This is a genomic window from Peptidiphaga sp. (genome assembly GCF_057238965.1).
This window is the reverse complement of sequence record NZ_DBHHEV010000009.1, coordinates 1,249-18,434: the sequence shown is the minus strand read 5'-3', so window position 1 is coordinate 18,434 and position 17,186 is coordinate 1,249. Positions and strand designations below refer to the sequence as shown.

General features: G+C 64.4%; 14 protein-coding genes and 1 pseudogene. 5 read left to right on the top strand and 10 right to left on the bottom strand.

What is annotated here, in order from left to right; all coding sequences use genetic code 11:
* Positions 1–238, bottom strand: a 238-nt coding sequence (locus ACO48X_RS02345) for a flavodoxin family protein (RefSeq protein WP_485000169.1), incomplete at its 3' end; no start/stop codon positions are given.
* Between the two features lie 698 nt (positions 239–936).
* Here ACO48X_RS02345 and ACO48X_RS02340 point away from each other — a divergent pair.
* Entirely contained in the window at positions 937–1,746 is an 810-nt protein-coding gene (locus ACO48X_RS02340) for an alpha/beta fold hydrolase (RefSeq protein ID WP_485000166.1), read from the top strand.
* A 155-nt stretch (positions 1,747–1,901) separates the two neighbouring features.
* Here the strand turns inward: ACO48X_RS02340 and ACO48X_RS02335 are convergent, their stop codons facing one another.
* The 4 genes from ACO48X_RS02335 to ACO48X_RS02320 form a co-directional block, all read right to left on the bottom strand.
* Entirely contained in the window at positions 1,902–3,524 is a 1,623-nt protein-coding gene (locus ACO48X_RS02335) for a S1C family serine protease (protein ID WP_485000164.1), read from the bottom strand.
* Between the two features lie 159 nt (positions 3,525–3,683).
* Positions 3,684–4,652, bottom strand: coding sequence for a S1 family peptidase (locus ACO48X_RS02330; protein ID WP_485000162.1), 969 nt, complete (start codon positions 4,650–4,652; stop codon positions 3,684–3,686).
* A gap of 218 nt (positions 4,653–4,870) precedes the next feature.
* Positions 4,871–5,566: a hypothetical protein gene (locus ACO48X_RS02325; protein WP_485000160.1), complete on the bottom strand. Its 696-nt coding sequence runs from the start codon at positions 5,564–5,566 to the stop codon at positions 4,871–4,873.
* A gap of 136 nt (positions 5,567–5,702) precedes the next feature.
* A complete protein-coding gene (locus ACO48X_RS02320; protein WP_485000158.1) occupies positions 5,703–8,018 on the bottom strand; it encodes a dolichyl-phosphate-mannose--protein mannosyltransferase in 2,316 nt (771 codons plus the stop codon).
* Positions 8,019–8,104: 86 nt separating this feature from the next.
* Here ACO48X_RS02320 and rsmI point away from each other — a divergent pair, with 86 nt between their 5' ends.
* A complete protein-coding gene (gene rsmI, locus ACO48X_RS02315; RefSeq protein WP_485000156.1) occupies positions 8,105–8,938 on the top strand; it encodes a 16S rRNA (cytidine(1402)-2'-O)-methyltransferase in 834 nt (277 codons plus the stop codon).
* Positions 8,939–9,186: 248 nt separating this feature from the next.
* On the top strand, positions 9,187–10,056 hold the full coding sequence (locus ACO48X_RS02310) for a hypothetical protein (protein ID WP_485000154.1): 870 nt from the start codon (positions 9,187–9,189) through the stop codon (positions 10,054–10,056).
* Positions 10,057–10,175: 119 nt separating this feature from the next.
* On the opposite strand, the gene ACO48X_RS02305 is transcribed toward ACO48X_RS02310, so the two are convergent.
* The 3 genes and pseudogenes from ACO48X_RS02305 to ACO48X_RS02295 all read right to left on the bottom strand — a co-directional run.
* Positions 10,176–10,433: a DUF1540 domain-containing protein gene (locus ACO48X_RS02305; protein ID WP_485000152.1), complete on the bottom strand. Its 258-nt coding sequence runs from the start codon at positions 10,431–10,433 to the stop codon at positions 10,176–10,178.
* A gap of 345 nt (positions 10,434–10,778) precedes the next feature.
* Entirely contained in the window at positions 10,779–11,666 is an 888-nt protein-coding gene (locus ACO48X_RS02300) for an HAD family hydrolase (RefSeq protein WP_485000150.1), read from the bottom strand.
* 412 nt (positions 11,667–12,078) lie between these two features.
* A pseudogene (locus ACO48X_RS02295) lies at positions 12,079–12,657 on the bottom strand (isochorismatase family protein); the annotation flags it as partial.
* Positions 12,658–12,952: 295 nt separating this feature from the next.
* On the opposite strand from ACO48X_RS02295, the gene metG reads away from it, so the two are divergent.
* On the top strand, positions 12,953–14,761 hold the full coding sequence (gene metG / locus ACO48X_RS02290; protein WP_485000148.1) for a methionine--tRNA ligase: 1,809 nt from the start codon (positions 12,953–12,955) through the stop codon (positions 14,759–14,761).
* A 10-nt stretch (positions 14,762–14,771) separates the two neighbouring features.
* A complete protein-coding gene (locus ACO48X_RS02285) occupies positions 14,772–15,731 on the top strand; it encodes a TatD family hydrolase (RefSeq protein WP_485000146.1) in 960 nt (319 codons plus the stop codon).
* Between the two features lie 28 nt (positions 15,732–15,759).
* Here ACO48X_RS02285 and ACO48X_RS02280 read toward each other — a convergent pair whose 3' ends face one another.
* Complete coding sequence (locus ACO48X_RS02280; protein WP_485000144.1) at positions 15,760–16,419, bottom strand: hypothetical protein; 660 nt, start codon at positions 16,417–16,419, stop codon at positions 15,760–15,762.
* Positions 16,420–16,727: 308 nt separating this feature from the next.
* The coding region (locus tag ACO48X_RS02275; RefSeq protein WP_485000142.1) for a hypothetical protein at positions 16,728–17,186 on the bottom strand (459 nt) is incomplete at its 5' end.

Sequence of the window (17,186 nt, the reverse complement as noted above, 5' to 3'; positions counted from 1 at the left end):
CTGCGCTCATCGTTTCCGTGTAAACGGGCGAGCCGAGGACTATAACGTCGGCAGCGAGCATCTTCTCCAGCACGACGTCGAACTCGTCGTCGTCGAAGCTCTGGCCGAAAAAGCCTATGCGGTAATCGACGAGGTGGATCTGTTCGCTTTCGAGGCCCTCGAGCAGGGCCGTTCCGCATTCGACCGTGGATCCGTCCTTTTTGGCGCTGGCATTGATGAAAAGATATCTTCTTGGCATTCCGTCCTCCTTCGACTCATTGCAAGTCTTTTGCCCGCTGCGGGTCTTTCTGCCGGTTGCAAGTCTAACGGCTGGCCCGCGGATGCTGCCCTCCTTCTCGCGCAAAATTGGATTCCTCTCAATCTCAAGAGAGTGCAGCCTTCGAGCGGACCGGCCCGCGTGCGGCTCGTGCGCTTATGCGGCTGAAGCGCTCATCAACGACGGAACCGACCGGCCCGCGTGCGGCTGAAGCGTCCTAGTGCGGCTAAAGCGTCTGCGGCGTCTCTTCAAGGGCTGGCAATGCGTTGCGCGAGACGCCTGTGTCGGCATGGGCTATGCGGCGAGGAGGGGCGCGGGGCGGCGACGGCCATTTGGGCGGCCGCCGGAGCGAAAGCCGATGCCGCCAATGCCCTCAAAGTCGCCTTCTTCCTCAAAGTCGCTTTCTTCCTCGGAATCGCAGCCTGTGCGGCAGGGCTGGAGTGTGTCTCCGCTGTGCACCGGGGCCCGGTCTGCCGCGCTTGGCGTGAGAGATCTATAATCCGTATTGGATTGGAGGAAATTGAGAATCCACTCTGGATTGGGACAGACGGCGATCGAGGGTCTGTGCCAGGTCTGAGACCGAGGAGCCGTCTCAGGTCTGGGGCCGAGTGGCCGTCCCATGCCTAGGGCGGCCGAGGGGCTGCTTCCGGTTCAAAGGGATCGAGCTTTCAGGAGGGCTCATGGCAAGGTTGGCGACGTACGTTTCGGGCGCCGGGGGATCGACGACGATCGTGGCCCTCCACGGCGTGACCGACAACGGGCCGTCCTTGGCGGGAATTGCCCAGAGGTGGAACGGCGAGCGCCGAGTGGTCCTCGTCGATTCGCTTGGCCACGGGCTTTCTCCACGGCTGACGGATGCCGAGCTGGCCGATCCTCTCGGCGCGAGCGTCGAGGCTGCCATCGACGTACTCGAAGAAGAGACGGCGCATGTCGCTTCCGGGAAGGCCGTGATCCTTGGACATTCGATGGGAGGCGCCATTGCGACTGCGGCGGCTGCGGCGCGCCCCGACCTCGCTGAGGCCCTCGTGCTCGAGGATCCGGCGTGGCTCACCGAGGAGCAGGCTGCCGCATACAAGGCCGGAGCGCAGGCCGAAATCGTTCGTTTAGACCGAATCGCGGCCAATCCCGCCGACGCCGTGAAGCAGGCCGTCACGGACCGTCCGAGCCGCGCCGTCGGCGAGCTGGGGGCGTGGGCCGTCGCCAAAGGGCAGGTTGACCGCGCACTCGTCGCAGCAGGGGTCGTGGGGCTGACGGTTCCGCGCACGCAACTGGCCGAGGAGATCGCCGTTCCCTGCCTATTGATGACTGGGGATCAGCCAGGCGCGCTTTTCACCGAAGAGGAAATCGCCTCGATTCTGGCCGTCGGCAATCCCCTTCTCAGGGCGACGACGGTCGCGGGTGCGGGCCACTGCATCCGCCGCGACCAACCGGAGGCATTCTATCGGGCTGTCGAAGCCTTCCTGGGCGACCTGCCGAGTTTGGGAGCGTAACCTGCCAGTTTTGGAGGCGCAAGCCGTGAAACCCGGCGAGGCAAGCTCGCCGACCGCGAGAATGAGCCGGTCATCCTGGAAGGAGCGAAGGGGGCGGGAACATCGTCGTTCCCGCCCCCTTCGCTCCTTCCTTTGGGTCGCCGCAGGCAAACCGGTTAGTTGACGCTCGACTTTCCGAGGGTCACCTCGACCTCCCGCTGGGAGCCGTCTGCGCCCGTCACACTGAGCTTGACTTTGTCGCCGACCTTCTTCTTTTGAACGGTTTTGGCGAGCTCGGACGAGTTCTCGACGGCCTTGCCTTCGATCGCCGTGATGACGTCGCCCTTCACAATCCCGGCTTTCTCAGCGCCAGAGCCCTTGACCAGGCCGGTGACCTGTGCTCCCGACACCCCGGCGGGCGCCTCAGGAAGGTTCGGATCCCGCTGAGGGTCCTGGCCGTCTTGATTTGCCTTGCCGATCGACTTGACCGACACACCAAGGGCCGCGTTGCGGCCGATGACATTCCCGTCGTCGGCCTCTCCGTTGCGGATCTCCTTCACGGTCTCCATGACCTTCGAGATGGGAATGGCGTAGCCGTTGATCTCCTCGGATGTCTTGCCCGTCGAAGCGGCGGTGTTGATTCCCACCACTTGGTTCTCGGCGTTCATAAGCGGCCCGCCGGAGTATCCCGAAACCACGTCGGCATCGGTCTGGATCAACCCGGTCAGCTTGTTCTTGCTCTCGTTGTTCGAAGCGCTTTGAGCAGTGATCGAGCGATTGAGCGCCGTGACCGTGCCCTGAAGCTTGGTCAGGTACCCCTGGCCGTGGCCGTTGCCGACGGCGTATACCGTGTCGCCCGAGTCCGCGGCCTTCTTCGCGATCGAAGCGGCTTTCAGATTCTTCGACGGATTCTTGATCTTCAGCACGGCCACATCCTGCGCGGCGTTGTGCCCGACGACCTCGGCCTTGTACTGGTCATTCGTGTTCGGGTCGGTGACCGTGACCGTCGTAGAGGCTTGAACCACGTGATAGTTCGTCACAACGATGCCTGACTTGTCGACGACGACTCCCGTTCCGGCGCCTTCGCCGCCATTGAGCTCGGAGTTCACGAGGACGACGCCGGGGGCGGAGTTTACGCGCTTTCCTTTGGCTGCGCCGCTGGTGCCCTCGCCCGTGCCGTCTACGGGCGCCTGACCGGGGACTTGACCCTGCGGGGGCTGCTGCGTCTCAGGAGCGTTCGGCTGGACGGACTGGGCGTTCGACTGGTTCTCGCGGTTCTCGATCGCCATTCCCGCGAGGCCTCCCAGGACTCCGCCCAGAACCACTCCGGCCAGCGTGGAGGCCACAAGCGCCGCCGTGGACCACTTGTGGCGTTTGCGCTTCGGCGACGCCGGAGCGACGGCTGCCCCGTTCGGGTGTCCGCCCATTGACTGCTGGGCGGAAAAGTCGCCCCCGAACTGCTGTCCGAACGCGTTGCCGTCCGCGCTTTGCCCGGGAAAGCCGGCCTGGGCCTGAGCGGGCAGACCTTCTGTCGCCGGCAGGCCCCTTGTGGCCTGGCCTGAGAAGGTCGGTTCGCCGAGCCGGGCCCGAGGGTCCAGGCGGTCGGCGCCTTGGCGCTCCTGATAGTCCCGCAGGCGCGGAAACGCAGGAACAGCCGATTCCGATGCCGACGAATCCTCATCCCGGTACGCCGGCCTTTGGCGCGCCGCCCCGAAGCCGTCCGCCGCATAGCGCGGCAGGGATTGGGTCGGTTCGACATTCTGGGGGCGGAACTGTCCCTCGGCGTCCTTCTCGCTCAATGTCCCCTCCTAGAGGATGCGTTCTCTGTATGTCACGAATAAGTTAACTGCCGGCAACATGGGGGTGCCGGAACGTTTCCTGGGAAAATCCAGAGACCGATCGTGTGAGTTTCGTCTTTCGGCGATCTCGCGCGGTTCCGTCTCGCGAATTTCCCGCGGTCACTTGACAACGGTGTCCTTGGTCGGCTTGCCGCTGAGGACTTCGGTTTTCACACGCATGACGTCGGATATTGCGATCGACTCGGCCTGCACCTTGGAATCGATGTAGTACCGCGCATTCATGCCCAGGGTTTGGCCCGTCTTGGGGTTGACGGTCGGCCCGCCGGAGTATCCGGGAACCATGTGGCAGCTCACCAGGAAGGACATGCCGTCGTAGGTGAAGTTGTCGATCGTCGTCGTCCCCCGGTTGCGTGCGACTCCCGTTTGCACATGGCCCGAGGCGGCCGTGGCCCGGCTTTCCGAATCGGGAAAGCCGAACATGACCGCCGGATCGCCGGGGGCGGGGGACTTGGCCGCAGGCGTGATCGGCGTAAGCGGGGGAAGGCCGTCGACTTTGAGGATGGCGACGTCTGTCAGCGGGCTGTAGCCGATCAAACGGGCGGAATGCGTGCTCCCTTTCTCGGGAATGTAGACCGAGAAAGTGGGCGAAGGGTGATTGACGATATGGTAATTCGTCGCAATGATCCCTGACTGATCGAGAATCATTGCGGCGCCCCGCATTGTTTCGCGTCCGTAAGTCGTTGTTATTCGAGCGAGGCCGGCAATGCCGTTGGTCGGCGTGGGAGTCGGCTCGGGAGACGCGGGCTGGTAGAAGTTGGGCGTCTTGCGGGCCGTGGGGGAGGGCGGGGCGGCCCCCTTTGCCGCCGAAGGGGTGGCTGTGAAACCGGTGGACCGATTGACGACCGACTCGACCTTCGGACTTGCCGACGATTGGGAGAACGCTGTGGTAAGCCCCACAAGGCCGATGGCAATGAGCGCAAAGACGCAGAATATCGCCGCGGCTATCGACGAGCGAGGAGACTGAACGTCCTCTTCCGGCCGAAGGTTGGCGTTTGTCAGCCACGATGGCGCTCTCGCCCCCTCCTGCGCCTCCTGCGGCTCAGCGCATGGCGCGTCGTTCGCTCTCATCTAGTGTTCTGTCCTTTGTCCGTTACATGTCCTCTCAACACTATAGCCTCCAAAGGCGACGCAACGCTGCCTGGTGATGGTTGTCATTCTGCCCGAGAGGCGAAAATTTAAAAGGGGGCGAAAGGGCGCCGCAAGCGATGTCGCTCGCGGCGCCCTTTGCTGAAAAACCCGCCTGTCAGCCGGAGGCTCTGCTTGTCGGCTTGCCTCCGTCCGTCTTGTCAGCCTGCCGGCGTTTGTCCCTCCGAGCCGTCTGTCCCGCTCGAGCTCTGCCCGTCGGTTCCCTGAGGCTGGCTCGAATCCTGCTGGCCGTTTGACCCTTTCTGCTGTTGGTTTTGCTTGTTCTTGGTGGCGTTCTTTCCCCATTTCGAAGATTTCTTGCCGCTGGATCCCTGGTTGCCCGAGCCCTGCTGATCGCCTCCCTGCCCGTCCGACGGCGGCTGAGGGCCTCCGCCGCCCGGCGCTTGGGGCATGTCGCCCGACGGCGGCTGGGGCCTGCCGTTTCCGGCTTTGCCTGTGCCCGAATTCCATCTGCTGTTGCCGTGCGACGGATCGTCGGTCAGGGCGTTCACTCCCGCCATCGTCGCGCCTCCGATGACGATTCCAGCGACGCCGGCCGCGGCCAGCGCCCTCGTCGGCCATCGACGCTTCGCCTTTTTCTTCTCGCCGACGGCTGCCGCGGATGAGCCTGCGGCTTCGGCCGAATCCGTGCGGTCGGCGCCCGCCTCGACCGGCGTCGCTTCGGTGGCCGGAAGCGATGCCGTCGCGATTGATGCGTCGTCCGCCTCCGTCGCCCTCGGCGCCTCGCTTGCTTCCGGCGCGCTCGAGGGGTCCGAGGAGCCGAACGGCCGGCTGGCCCCCGTCGGCCCGTGGGCCTCAAAATCCGCAGAATTCGTGCGGTTGTCCTTGTCGCTCACATTCTCCTCCAAAGAGACTGTCTTGTTTTGACATGACTATTTAAGTGGAGTTTTCGTGGCGTTTTTATGAAGTTTCCTGTGAATTATTTGTGTGACGTCTTTTGTGGATGGCAGGCGTTCGATTTCGGAACGGGCGTCAGATCCAGCTGGGCAGCCACATATGCAACTGCCAGAAGCTGTGCGAGATGTTCTGCCCCGTCCACAAGGGGTACCAGAACACGGCCGCGGCGACTATGACCGCCGCAACCAGGCCGACGAAAAAGACCCCTGTCATGCGCTTGGCGGGAGGTTCCCACCACTGCTTTTGCGGCGGGGCGGGCACATTCGGGTTCGGCGAATGGAACTCGGGCGGCGCAGTGGGCATCGGCGAATAGGGCCCGGGCGCATGCCAAGAAGGGGGCGCGCCGGTTTCGATCGCGTTCGCCTCGCCTGCGTCCGGCGCGAACCGACTTGTCTCGTCGCGCTCGAGGTGCGGCGTCGCCGCATCGGAAGGGGTCGCTTCCGTGTTCGGGGTCGGCACAGGCATGTTCGGCGGGTACGCGGTTGCGTCTGGAGAATCGTCCGCCGTGTTCGGGGCGGGCGCAGGCGCGCCTGGAAAATGCTGTGCAGCCGCGCTCGGAGGGAACGCCGACGTCGCGTTTGGGGCCTGGGGAGCCCCGGAGGGAGACTGCGAAACCGCGCCCGGCGGCAAGGGCTCGTCGCTGAAGCGGACGGCGATGGCATTGCGGAGTTGGGAGCGCACGCCGTTGCGGCGGGGAACGTTCTGCCGCCAAACGGGGCGGGCAGGACTCGAGACTAAGCCAAAGGACAGGCGAGGCTGCCCGGAGTGCGCCCGTCCGACGATCTGGGCGGCCACGCCGACGGCGAAGGTCAGCGCCAAAACGACGTAGGGCAGGAATGCAACGGCGTAGAACTGGAAAATTGTGCGGTTCGTGTAGGAGATCCAGGGAAGCCACATTGCGCCGTACCCCGCGAGTATCGCCCACGCTCTCCAGTCCTTGTGCCTAAACGCGGCCAGGATGACGACGATGAGCGCCACAAGCCCAAGCCACCACACCGCCACGTTGCCGATGGACGTTATCGCCTCCACGCACGACTGCGCTCCGCACTTGTTGGAGGCCTTGTCGGCGCCAAGCCAATAGAACGAAACGGGACGGCGCTGGATGATCCAATCCCACATCTGGGACTGGTAATCATGATGGGACGACAGCGTGTGGTGAAAGTGCCACATGTCCTTGTGGTAGAGGATGAAAGAGTTGACGGTGTCGGGGGCTCCGGTCAGCGGGAGGCCTTCGCCGCGTTTGACGGCCTCCTTCGCCAAGTCATGGCCCCACGAGCGGGAATCGGCAAACCAGGGGATCCACGCTGCGAGATAGGCCGCCACTGCCGCCGGAACCAACGCGAAAAAGGCCGGCAGCCCGTCTCTGAACACTCCCGCGCCGAACCACAGCCGAACGCCGGCGATGCGGCGCGCCGAAAGGCTCCATGCGAAAGCTGCAAGGCCGAAGGCGGCGACCGCGTAAATGGCCGACCATTTCACGCCTCCCGCAAGGCCGAGAAAAATGCCTGCCGCGAAAAGCCACGGGCGTCCGATGACGCGAGGCCCCCAGGGATCCGCCGGAACGCGAGGCGCCCCCGGCGCTCCCGATGGAGAGCGGAATTCTCCGTAGGCCACCCGTTTGGCGAGCTTCGCTCGCGAGTGCTCTCGGTCGAGGAGCAGAGCCCAAAAGCCCAGAAGCACGAAATAGGCCAAAATGTTGTCGAGGATTCCCGTGCGCGACATGACGATTCCCATGCCGTCGAGCGCCATTGCGATGCCTGCGAATCCGGCCAGAAGAGGGGAGCGGAACATGCGCATCGCTATTCGGGCGACGAGTATCACCGCGAGCACGCCCACAATTGCGGTGGAAAAACGCCAGCCGACGCCGTTGTCCGATCCGAACAACCATTGGCCCGCGGCCATGATCCATTTGCCCAGCGGCGGGTGGACGACCCTGTCGGCGTTGTCCTTCAAAGCGGAATAGTCGCCTTTGAGGAAGAGCTCGTTCGCCTTCTCCGCTCCCTCCCACGCGCCTTCGTATCCCTTGCGCAGCAAGGAAAAGGCGCCCTTGACGTAGTAGGTTTCGTCGAAGACGATCGCGTGTGGGTGGTTGAGATTCGAAAAACGTGTGACGAAGGCGACGAGGGCCGCGATTGCGGCGGCGACCCAGCCCTGTCTGCGGGTTTTGACGGGGAGCTTCACCCCGACGGGCAGAAGGCCCAGCCTTCCCCGAAGATTGTTTTCGCAGGCTTCGGCGTCCTTTGCCTCCAGAGGCGTGCCGGGATTTCTCCGGGGGTCGGGCCCAGGGCGCCATTTCTGCTCGGCGGCTCCGGCGGGCCCCTGTGCGGGGTGGGTTTGCCCGGGGCCGTTTTCGCCTTGCTGGGTGCTCGGGGTCGTGTCCTTTTCGCTCACGGGGTGAGTCTACCCGGGGCGACTCAGCCTGTGTCGGATGCGTTTGGAATAGTTGTGCCCACGGGATCAGTGAAATAGTTATGCCCATGAGACCAACGATAGTTTTGGCTGCGACGCCGATCGGCAACGACGAGGACGCGTCGGCTCGCCTGCGCAGCGAGCTTGAGAGGGCCGACGTCGTCGCCGCCGAGGACACCCGGCGCCTCCTCAATCTCGCCAGTCGGCTCGGCATCGCGATCCGTGGACGGGTCCTCTCGTTCCACGAGCACAACGAGGCCGGTCGGGCTCCTGTTCTCCTTGACCTTGCGCGCGAGGGGAAGCGAGTCGTGGTCGTGAGCGACGCCGGCATGCCTTCGGTTTCCGACCCTGGATACAGGCTCGTGGCGCTCGCCGCGCGTTCGGGCGCCGACGTCGAAGTGGTTCCGGGGCCGTCCGCCGTGCTGGCGGCTTTGGCCGTTTCGGGGCTGGCCACGGACCGGTTCTGCTTCGAGGGCTTTCTGCCTCGCAAAGCCGGCGAGCTGGCCGCGGCGATCCGGGGGCTCGAGTCTGAGGCGCGCACGATGGTCTTCTTCGAGTCTCCGCGGCGTCTGGGCGCCGCTCTGCGCGTGATGTGCGAAGGATTTGGCTCGGACAGGCCCGCATGCGTGTGCAGGGAGCTGACGAAGGTCCATCAGGAGGTCGCGCGAGGTTCGCTGGGGGAGCTCGCCGAGCGTTTTTCCGGAGAGGTTCTCGGCGAGATCGCCGTCGTCGTCGCCGGTGCGCCTCGGAAGGATGCGGACGTCGAAGGGTCGGTCGCCGAGGTTCTCGCCCTCGCGGACGCCGGCCTCCGGCTCAAGGACGCCGCCGCCCACGTCGCCCGCCGCGTCGGGCTGCGAAAGAAAGACCTGTACGACGCCGCGGCTGCGGCGCGCGCCGTCTGATCCGGCCAAGGCTCCGACTCCCCTTGGCCCTCTCGGATTTCGCCGGGGCTCTCCGGCCCGGCTTGCGTCTTTCGACTTTTCGGCGCGAATGCACGGTTCCCCTCGATTGCAGACGGCCGTCTCAGGCGCTTTCCGAACAATTGCCAAGGCCTCCCTTGCAATTACGCACCATTGTCTTTGCGAAATGGCTTCACAAAGCAAGGCAGTCAGGTTATCCTTACTTTGTCGCTTCTTTTCGTGGAGGTACCTTGAACCCGAATCTGTCGCTCTTCCCGGGCCGCACGTCGGTCGATCAAGAGGTCTGGGATGCCCGCAAACGCTCGTGCGCCCATCGGCTTCTGAACGGCGCCGGCCAGGCGATGCTGGTGGCTTACCGCGAAGAGCCGGCGATCAATCTGACGGCCGTCGCGCACGGCATTGCGGCGGACGGGAGCCTGGTCGTCGCCGCCGCCGATCCCATGCTCATCGAGGTCCTCGCAAGCCGCGACGTCGACGCGATGGACGTTCGCGTGTCGATAGAAAAGGAATCGCCCGATCCGACGGTTGAAATCGTGGCGTCTGCGGTGCATTTCCTGGGAACCGCGCGATGGCTCCCCCTCGAGGAGACGACCGAGGCCGTTGCCGCGGGAGTGCTTCCCGACCGCGTCGCCGCGATCGCTTCGGCCCCGGGGGGCTGCCTCGCCGTCGTGTCGATGGAGCGGGTGCTGCTCCACGACGCGGCCGGAGTGACGCCGGTCTCCTGGGAAGAGGTGTGCCGCCAAGGCTGCGAGGCCGAGGCGGAAGCCGCGGGCGGGGGCGATCTGTTCGCCGACAGTTTCGGTGAGCTCCTCGGTTTGGACGTTCTTTCCTCTTTCGGGTGCGACTCCGTCAATGAGTTGTTCGGCGCGGTCATGCTTGGCATCGTGCCGGGGGCGCTGCTTGCGCGCCAACCCGTGCGGATCAGCTGCGAGCACGTGCAGACCGCGGTTCTCTGCGTCGACATCGACAGGACGGGCTTGACGCTCATGCGCGTCAGCCGCGACGAGGCCGTGACCGCCTTCGTCCCCTTCGCGGCCCCCGTCGTCGGAGGCGGCGAACTCGCCCGTGAGATCGGGCGCCTTATAGAGCTTGGCTCCTGACGCTTAGCGGATCCAGCGTCAGAAGCCAAAGAAAATGCGGGGACCCCGAGTGCGCGGGGTCCCCGCATCGTTCGCTTTGACGGAAGCGTGTGCCGACGGGCGCGTCGCCCTGTCGGCGGCTACCGGGCCTCGAAGGCCGCGCAGGCGGCGTCGGCGGTGACGTCGATGGACGCCGCCGTGCACACGAGGTCGGAATTGTGGACGCACTCGAGGCGCTGGCATGCGCCGACGAGCCCGTTTGCGGCAACTGAACGGCGGGCGTCGAGCTTGGCAAAGGTCGCGCAGCCGCGCTCACCCATCGTCATTGCGACTGTGCAGCCGCCGTTGTTGAAGGAGCATGCGGTTGCCGCACACGTGGAAATCGGTGTCTGGGCCATGATGAACCTCTTTCGGGTAGAAGACGGCGAAGCGGCTCGATCGCCGTACGAAGCTTGAACACCTTCAACCTATGCCCGTTCGGCGGCGGCGAATAGGAAGGGAAGGGCCACCTCACCTTTGCTGTTCCGAGTTTTGCGAGGCTGCCCTAACCTGGCGATTTCTTTGACCTAATGCCGTTTTGCGCATGCAGTGCATTCGGATGTCGTTTTATGCACAAAAAACGTTACGTTAAACGTCACATTCTCTAGCCTTTTCCGCGAGAGCTAGCGGATAAATAGACGGCCGAGCCCTTGCGAAATTCGAGCTTCTCTCCAGCGGGCTTGCGCAGACCGTTCTTGTTGCCGTCAGGCGGCGTCGGAACTGAGCAGCGCCCTGAGCGTGGTCGGCACCCCGCGCTCCGCGTTCGACGGCGCCGTGAAGCGCGCTGCAGCCAAGAGATCCGGATGGCCGTTTGCCATGGCGAAGGAAAGCTCCGCCTCTGCCATCATCTCGTAGTCGTTGAGATAATCGCCGAAAACCGCTGTTTGGGCGGGAGATATCCCGAGAGACCGTTGCAGTGCGCGCAGGGCGGCGCCTTTGTTTGTCCCTTTGGCCATGACGTCGGCCCAGTTTTCCCCGGAGGCGACGACGTCGTGCGAGTCGGCGAAATCCTGGACCAGCGGCAGCGCGAACTTCTTTGCGTCCCGCTCGTCGAAGAGCTCGACTTTAAGGACGTCGTCGTCGACTGCGGTCAGATCGTCGACGACCTGGTTGACGACGTAATACTTCTCGACCTCCTCCAGGAAGCGCGGCTCTGTGGATTCGGCGTAGGCTGAGCGTTTGCCGCATACGACGACGCCGAGCTCCCTCCTGCCAAGGCTGCGGGAGTGATCCACGATGTCGGCAACCACCGATTTGGCCAGCGTTGACGAGCGCACTTCTCGCCCGTCTTGCACAACGAAGCTTCCGTTTTCTGCGATGATCGGCATTCCCGCGAGTTCTTGCGAGAACATCGCGGCGAGGGTGGCGTATTGGCGCGCGCTGGCGGGGGCGAAAGCGATGCCGCGCTCGCGCATGGCCTCTAGAAGCGGCCAGAAGTCGTCGGGAATGCGGCTGTCCTCGTCAAGGAGGGTTCCGTCCATGTCGCATACGACGAGGCGAAGGCTGCGGGCCAGCTCAACTGCCTCCGGAGAAAGCGGGCCGGGCTCGGCGCGGAGCCCGGCGGACTCCGGGTGCGGCGCGTGCGTTTCCATCGGTTTGTCGTTGTCAGTGGGGGGCGTCGTCGATGTCGGAAAAGTCGAAGTCGGCCTCGTCGGCGTCGTCGGAGAAGTCAATCTCCTCGTCGATGTCGATGTCGAAGTCGTCGAGGTCTACGTCGTCCGCCTCGCTCGAAAGGCTCAGCCCGGCGCCCAGCCCGGCCGTGAGCCGGGCCGCGAGATCGGGTTCCTCGTCGTCTTCGTCGAGGTCGCCGTACTGACCCCCGCCGTCGGGATGCGGACCGCCGTCGCGGAGAATTCCTTCTTCGCCGTACGCATCGGCGTCATCCGCGTACGCTCCGTCGGCGTCGGAACCGTAGAGACTCCCGTATCCGCCCCCGCCGATCGCGCCTGCGAGGGACGCTTCGTCGCCCGGAATCGGGGCGTCTTCGTCCTCCTCGTAGAAACCGAAGGCGCCCATAGAAGCCACCTGTTCGACCCCGGCTTCGTCCATCTCCGTGCGCGCGGCGACGCCGAGCTCCTCGCTGACGGGCACGGTCAAATCGGACAGGACGCGCGTGGGCCATCCGGCTTTCAACGCGTCGAGAGCGGTTTCCTTCACGCAGTGAGACTCGGCTATTCCGACCACGTCGACCTCCTCGACCTCGCCGGCGCGAAGGATCTCCTCGAGGAAGCGGCCGTCGGCGTCGCAGCCCTCAAAGCCCGAATAGGCGGCCTCATACTCGCCTTTCTTCACGGAGGCGTCGATCGGCAGAGAGGCGACGGCCTCGTGAAGCTCGGCCTCGGCCGTTCCCGCGAGTGCATGCGGGGGCCAGGTGTCGATGAAATCCGGCTCCTCCGAAAAGTGCGAACCCGGGTTGACGTGCCAGTCCTGGGTGGTGACGATCATCGCGTACTCGTCGGCGTTCTCCGTGACGAAGTCTGCGATCCTCTCGGCCGTCGCGTTTCCTCCCTCGACGGCCAGCGCCCCGCCTTCGCAGAACGTCGGCTGGACGTCGACGATGATGAGTGCCCGTGTTTTGGCCATGTTCTTCCTCCAAATCCCCGTCGCGCCTAAAGACGAAGCGCTTTTCCGATACCGAGAATTCTAGCGGCCCCGCCTCGGTCTGCGCCCGCCCGGCGGATGGGCACGTTTTTCGGGGCGGGCGTCGGAGCCGAGCGCGCCCCTTCCTCCAGGCCGATCGCAGCCCTTCCTCCAGGCCGAGCGCGCCCGACGCCGAACGAATCGGATCCGACATGCCGGATTGAGTCCGACGTCGCGCAATCGCGTCCCTGTGCGCGGAAAGATGAACCGAGCCCCGCGGCGACGTAATCTTATGTCTATGTCGCATATTCTCTCTGCAGTTGCATGGCCTTACGCCAACGGCCCCCGCCACATCGGCCACGTCGCGGGTTTTGGGGTCCCCTCGGACGTCTTTTCGAGGTACATGCGAATGCGCGGCGAGGATGTGCTCATGGTCTCCGGAACGGACGAGCACGGCACTCCGATCCTCGTCGCGGCCGAGGCCGAGGGCAAGACTCCGAAGCAGCTCGCCGATGAGAACAACAGGATCATCGTCGAGGACCTTGTGGCCCTCGGCCTGTCCTACGACCTCTTCACCAGGACCACCTCCGTCAACCACGAACGCGTGGTTCAAAGCATGTTCGAGGTTTGCCGCGACAACGGGTACATGATCGTCCAGCAGCAGAATGTGGCCATCGACCCGGTGACCGGAAACACCCTTCCCGACCGCTACATTGAGGGCACATGCCCCATATGCGGCAGCGAAGGCGCTCGCGGCGACCAGTGCGACGTCTGCGGGAACCAGCTCGACCCCCAGGACCTCATCGACGCCGTTTCCAAGGTTTCCGGGCAGGCTCCGAGGTTTGAAGTCACCGACCACTATTTCCTCGACGTTCCCGCGTTGGCGGAGAAGCTGGGGGAGTGGCTCGACGACGTCGAAGCCACCGGCGAATGGCGCCCGAACGTCATCGTCTTCTCCAAGCACCTCCTGGAGGACGTGCGCCCGCGGGCGATGACCCGTGACATTTCGTGGGGCATACCGGTTCCGGGCTGGGAAGACCAGCCGAACAAGCGGCTGTACGTCTGGTTCGACGCCGTCATCGGCTATCTTTCCGCTTCCGTCGAATGGGCGCGCCGCCGTGCCGCGGCAGGGGAGGGAACCGCCGAGGACTGGCGCAAGTGGTGGAACGACCCCGAGGCGCTTTCGTACTACTTCATGGGCAAAGACAATATCGTTTTCCATTCCCAGATCTGGCCGGCCGAGCTGCTCGCATACAACGGCGAGGGCTCGCGCGGCGGCAAACCCGGAAAGCTCGGACGCCTCAATCTGCCGACCCAGGTGGTCGCCTCCGAGTTCCTCACGATGGAGGGGAAGAAGTTTTCCTCGTCAAAGAACGTGGTCATCTACGTGCGCGACGTGCTCTCCCGATACCAGCCCGACGCCCTGCGTTACTTCATTTCCATAGCCGGGCCCGAGACCGCGGACGCCGACTTCACGTGGGCCGAGTTCGTGCGGCGCAACAATTCGGAGCTCGTGGCCGGCTGGGGCAACCTCGTCAACCGCGCGGCCGCGATGATCGCCAAAAACTTCGGCGAGATTCCGGCGCCCGGGAGGCTGGAGGAGGTCGACGCCGAGCTGCTCGACGCGGTGCGCAACGGCTTTGCGACCGTCGGCGAAAGCATCGCCAACCACAGCCAGCGCGCGGCTTTGACCGAAATCATGCGGCTTGTCGGCGAGGCCAACGCCTATGTCGCGAAGACGGAGCCGTTCAAACTCAAGGCGCCCGAACAGCGTGAGCGCCTGGCTGCCGTGCTCCACACGCTGGCGCAAGCGGTGCGGGACCTCAATACGATGATGTCGGTGTTCTTGCCGCATTCCTCGAATGCGATCGACCGCGTTTTCGGAGGCGACGGCGACCTAGCCCCCATGCCCCGTCTCGAAGAGGCCGAGGACCTCGACGGAGGCGATCCCTACCCGATTATCACCGGCGACTACTCGCCCGTCCGCCCCTGGGCGCCCAGCGAGGTCGTCCCCGGGACGCCCGTGGCGAAACCGACGCCGGTGTTCGCAAAGCTCGATGAAGCCGTGGTCGCCGAGGAGCTTGAGCGCTTGGGGATCGAGGCGTAGAGGAACTCTCATGGGCGGCAATCGCAAGAAGCGGAGAACCTACCCGGATGTGCCCGAGCGCTTGGCCTCGACCATCGTCGACAATCACACCCACCTGCCGGTTCGCGGAGACAGGGACTATGCGGCGCTGTCCTTCGACGTCGCGTCGGGGGTCGAGGAAGGCGCCGACGAGGACCGTCAAGGGAGCATTCCCTGGCATGTCGCCAGGATGGAGGCGGCGGGCGTTCGATGCGCCATCACCTGCGGCTGCGACGTCCCGACCCTTCAGCCGACCGTCGCACTCGCCGAGCGTTGGCCGAGCCTGTCCGCGGCAATCGGCATCCACCCCAATGAAGCGCCCCTTCATCGCGGAATAACTGAAGAATCGCCGGACGGCATTGCCCACGGCCTCGATCCTTGGCACCGCGACCTTTCCCTGGAGGACGCCGTGGCCGAGGTTGCGGCGTTGGCCGTCAGCCCCGACGTCGTCGCCATCGGCGAGACCGGCTTGGATTTTTATCGGACTGCCGCCGCTGGGAGGCAGGCGCAGGAAGAGGCCTTTCGCATGCACATCGAGCTTGCGAAGGACCTCGATCTGCCGATGCAGATCCACGATCGCGAGGCGCACGCCGAGTGCATGCGGGTCCTTCGCGAATGCGGAGCCCCCGAACGAACGGTTTTCCATTGTTTCTCCGGGGACAGGGAGATGGCCGAGGCGTGCGCGGAGAATGGCTGGCACGCAAGTTTCGCCGGCCCGATCAGCTATCCGGCGAACGAGGATTTGCGCGAGGCGTTCATGACGCTGCCGGAGGAACTCATCTTGGTCGAAACCGACGCGCCCTACCTTGCCCCCGTGCCTTGGAGAGGCCACCCGAATGCGCCCTACGCCTCCGCCTATACGGCTCGTTTCATGGCCGACCTGCGGGGCGTCGATGAGGCTTCTTGGTGTGAGGCCCTGGATCGCAACGCGCGGCGGGTGTACGGAGTCTAGAACGCCCGGCGGCCGCCGCCTTGCCCTTCTACGCTTTAGACCGCCCGGAGGCCATCGCCTTGCCCTGCGCCCACACGGTTCGCCAGAGGGGATCCGAGGAGTCGTCCGCCCATCCGTATGTCGCGTTGCTCCTCGCCAGTGCGCCGACGCCGAATAGGACGAGTGCGCCGCCGAGCATTGTCCACAAGCCGGGGCCCACTGAGGCGTTTTGCCCGAGCGCCGCCACTATGCCGAAGGAGGCGAGGTCGACGATCCGTCCGCACGCGATGACTGCGCCGGCTCCGGCTATTGCCGTGGCGGCGCTGCGCTCGCTGTAGCCTCCGGGGCGGCAGAGCGAAGCGGCGACGGCGACGGCGGCGACGAGCACCGCGACGAGGACGAGGCTCTGCACCCAGAGCTCGGCGACGACGTCGAGGAAGGTGAGAGGCTTGGCGTCAGTGATGTAATCGAGAAACATCCCGGCAACTACGGTTATGCACGAAAGCGACGACGTCGCCGCGAAAAACAGCTGCGCCTTTCGGCTCCGGGAGGCGGGCGACTCGAGAAACATGTCGGTCTCCGCGATGAGGATCGGCGCCTTTGTGTATTCGCGCGCCGACGTCGAGGCGACCCTGTAGGCCGCCGGCGACGCGCCATGGCCGCCCGTGCGGCGAAGGTTGGGCGGAGGTGAGCTGGGATAGTCGTGCATAGGTTCGACGTTAGCGACTCGAAACCGTTGTTGCCGCAACGAAACCTGGGGAGGGCTCTACTTCGGGCAAAGGAGTGCCGCACGCGCGAATTCTTCTCCGTTGCGTGCGGCACTCAAGTCGATGTCGGTTGTAAGTTGTTTTGCGCAGACCAGTGTGCTCTAAGGTTCAGATTGCGCTGTCTTGTTCTCGCTCGTTTTAAGCTGATTCGCAGTAGTCAGAGCTGATCTATTCGTCCTTTTGATCTTGTGCCCCGCAAACTCAGTGTCTTCTAAGCGTCACTTGCAGCAATCCGTCGTCACTGCTGAGGCTAAGGCTGCTGGCCTTCCTGCTTCAGCTGTTGACCGTTCTCGTTGAGCTGTTGGCCGGCTTGGGGAAATCCTTGCTGGCCTTGGCCCGCAGGTCCCTGACCCTGGGCTGCGGCGACGTCGAAATGGGAGGCTTTGCTTTCAGCTTCGATCCGATTGGCCGTTTTCTGAACGACGAAACCGGCTATGAGCATAAGAACTCCCGCCACGGTGAAGAGGATGAAGCCCATTCCCAATTGGTCAAAGGGAAAGTCGTCTTGTTTCATCTTTATGAAATCGATGATGCGTCCGGCGACGAATGCGCCTCCCGCCGTCACGCCTGTGCGCCCGGCTGTTTGTATCGATGTGAGCTTTCCTCCCGTGAGGAAGGGGGCGAGGCTGAACCCCAAGACCACGAAAATGGCGGCGATGCTGATGAACAAGCCCACCGTTCTGAACTCGCTGTGTCCGAGGGCTTTGAG

Excerpts from the sequence above, each read along its gene's own strand:
- ACO48X_RS02340 (WP_485000166.1), top strand. The coding sequence starts at position 937 with ATGGCAAGGTTGGCGACGTACGTTTCGGGCGCCGGGGGATCGACGACG.
- ACO48X_RS02330 (WP_485000162.1), bottom strand. The coding sequence starts at position 4,652 with ATGAGAGCGAACGACGCGCCATGCGCTGAGCCGCAGGAGGCGCAGGAG.
- rsmI (WP_485000156.1), top strand. The coding sequence starts at position 8,105 with ATGAGACCAACGATAGTTTTGGCTGCGACGCCGATCGGCAACGACGAG.
- ACO48X_RS02305 (WP_485000152.1), bottom strand. The coding sequence starts at position 10,433 with ATGGCCCAGACACCGATTTCCACGTGTGCGGCAACCGCATGCTCCTTC.
- ACO48X_RS02300 (WP_485000150.1), bottom strand. The coding sequence starts at position 11,666 with ATGGAAACGCACGCGCCGCACCCGGAGTCCGCCGGGCTCCGCGCCGAG.
- metG (WP_485000148.1), top strand. The coding sequence starts at position 12,953 with ATGTCGCATATTCTCTCTGCAGTTGCATGGCCTTACGCCAACGGCCCC.
- ACO48X_RS02285 (WP_485000146.1), top strand. The coding sequence starts at position 14,772 with ATGGGCGGCAATCGCAAGAAGCGGAGAACCTACCCGGATGTGCCCGAG.
- ACO48X_RS02280 (WP_485000144.1), bottom strand. The coding sequence starts at position 16,419 with ATGCACGACTATCCCAGCTCACCTCCGCCCAACCTTCGCCGCACGGGC.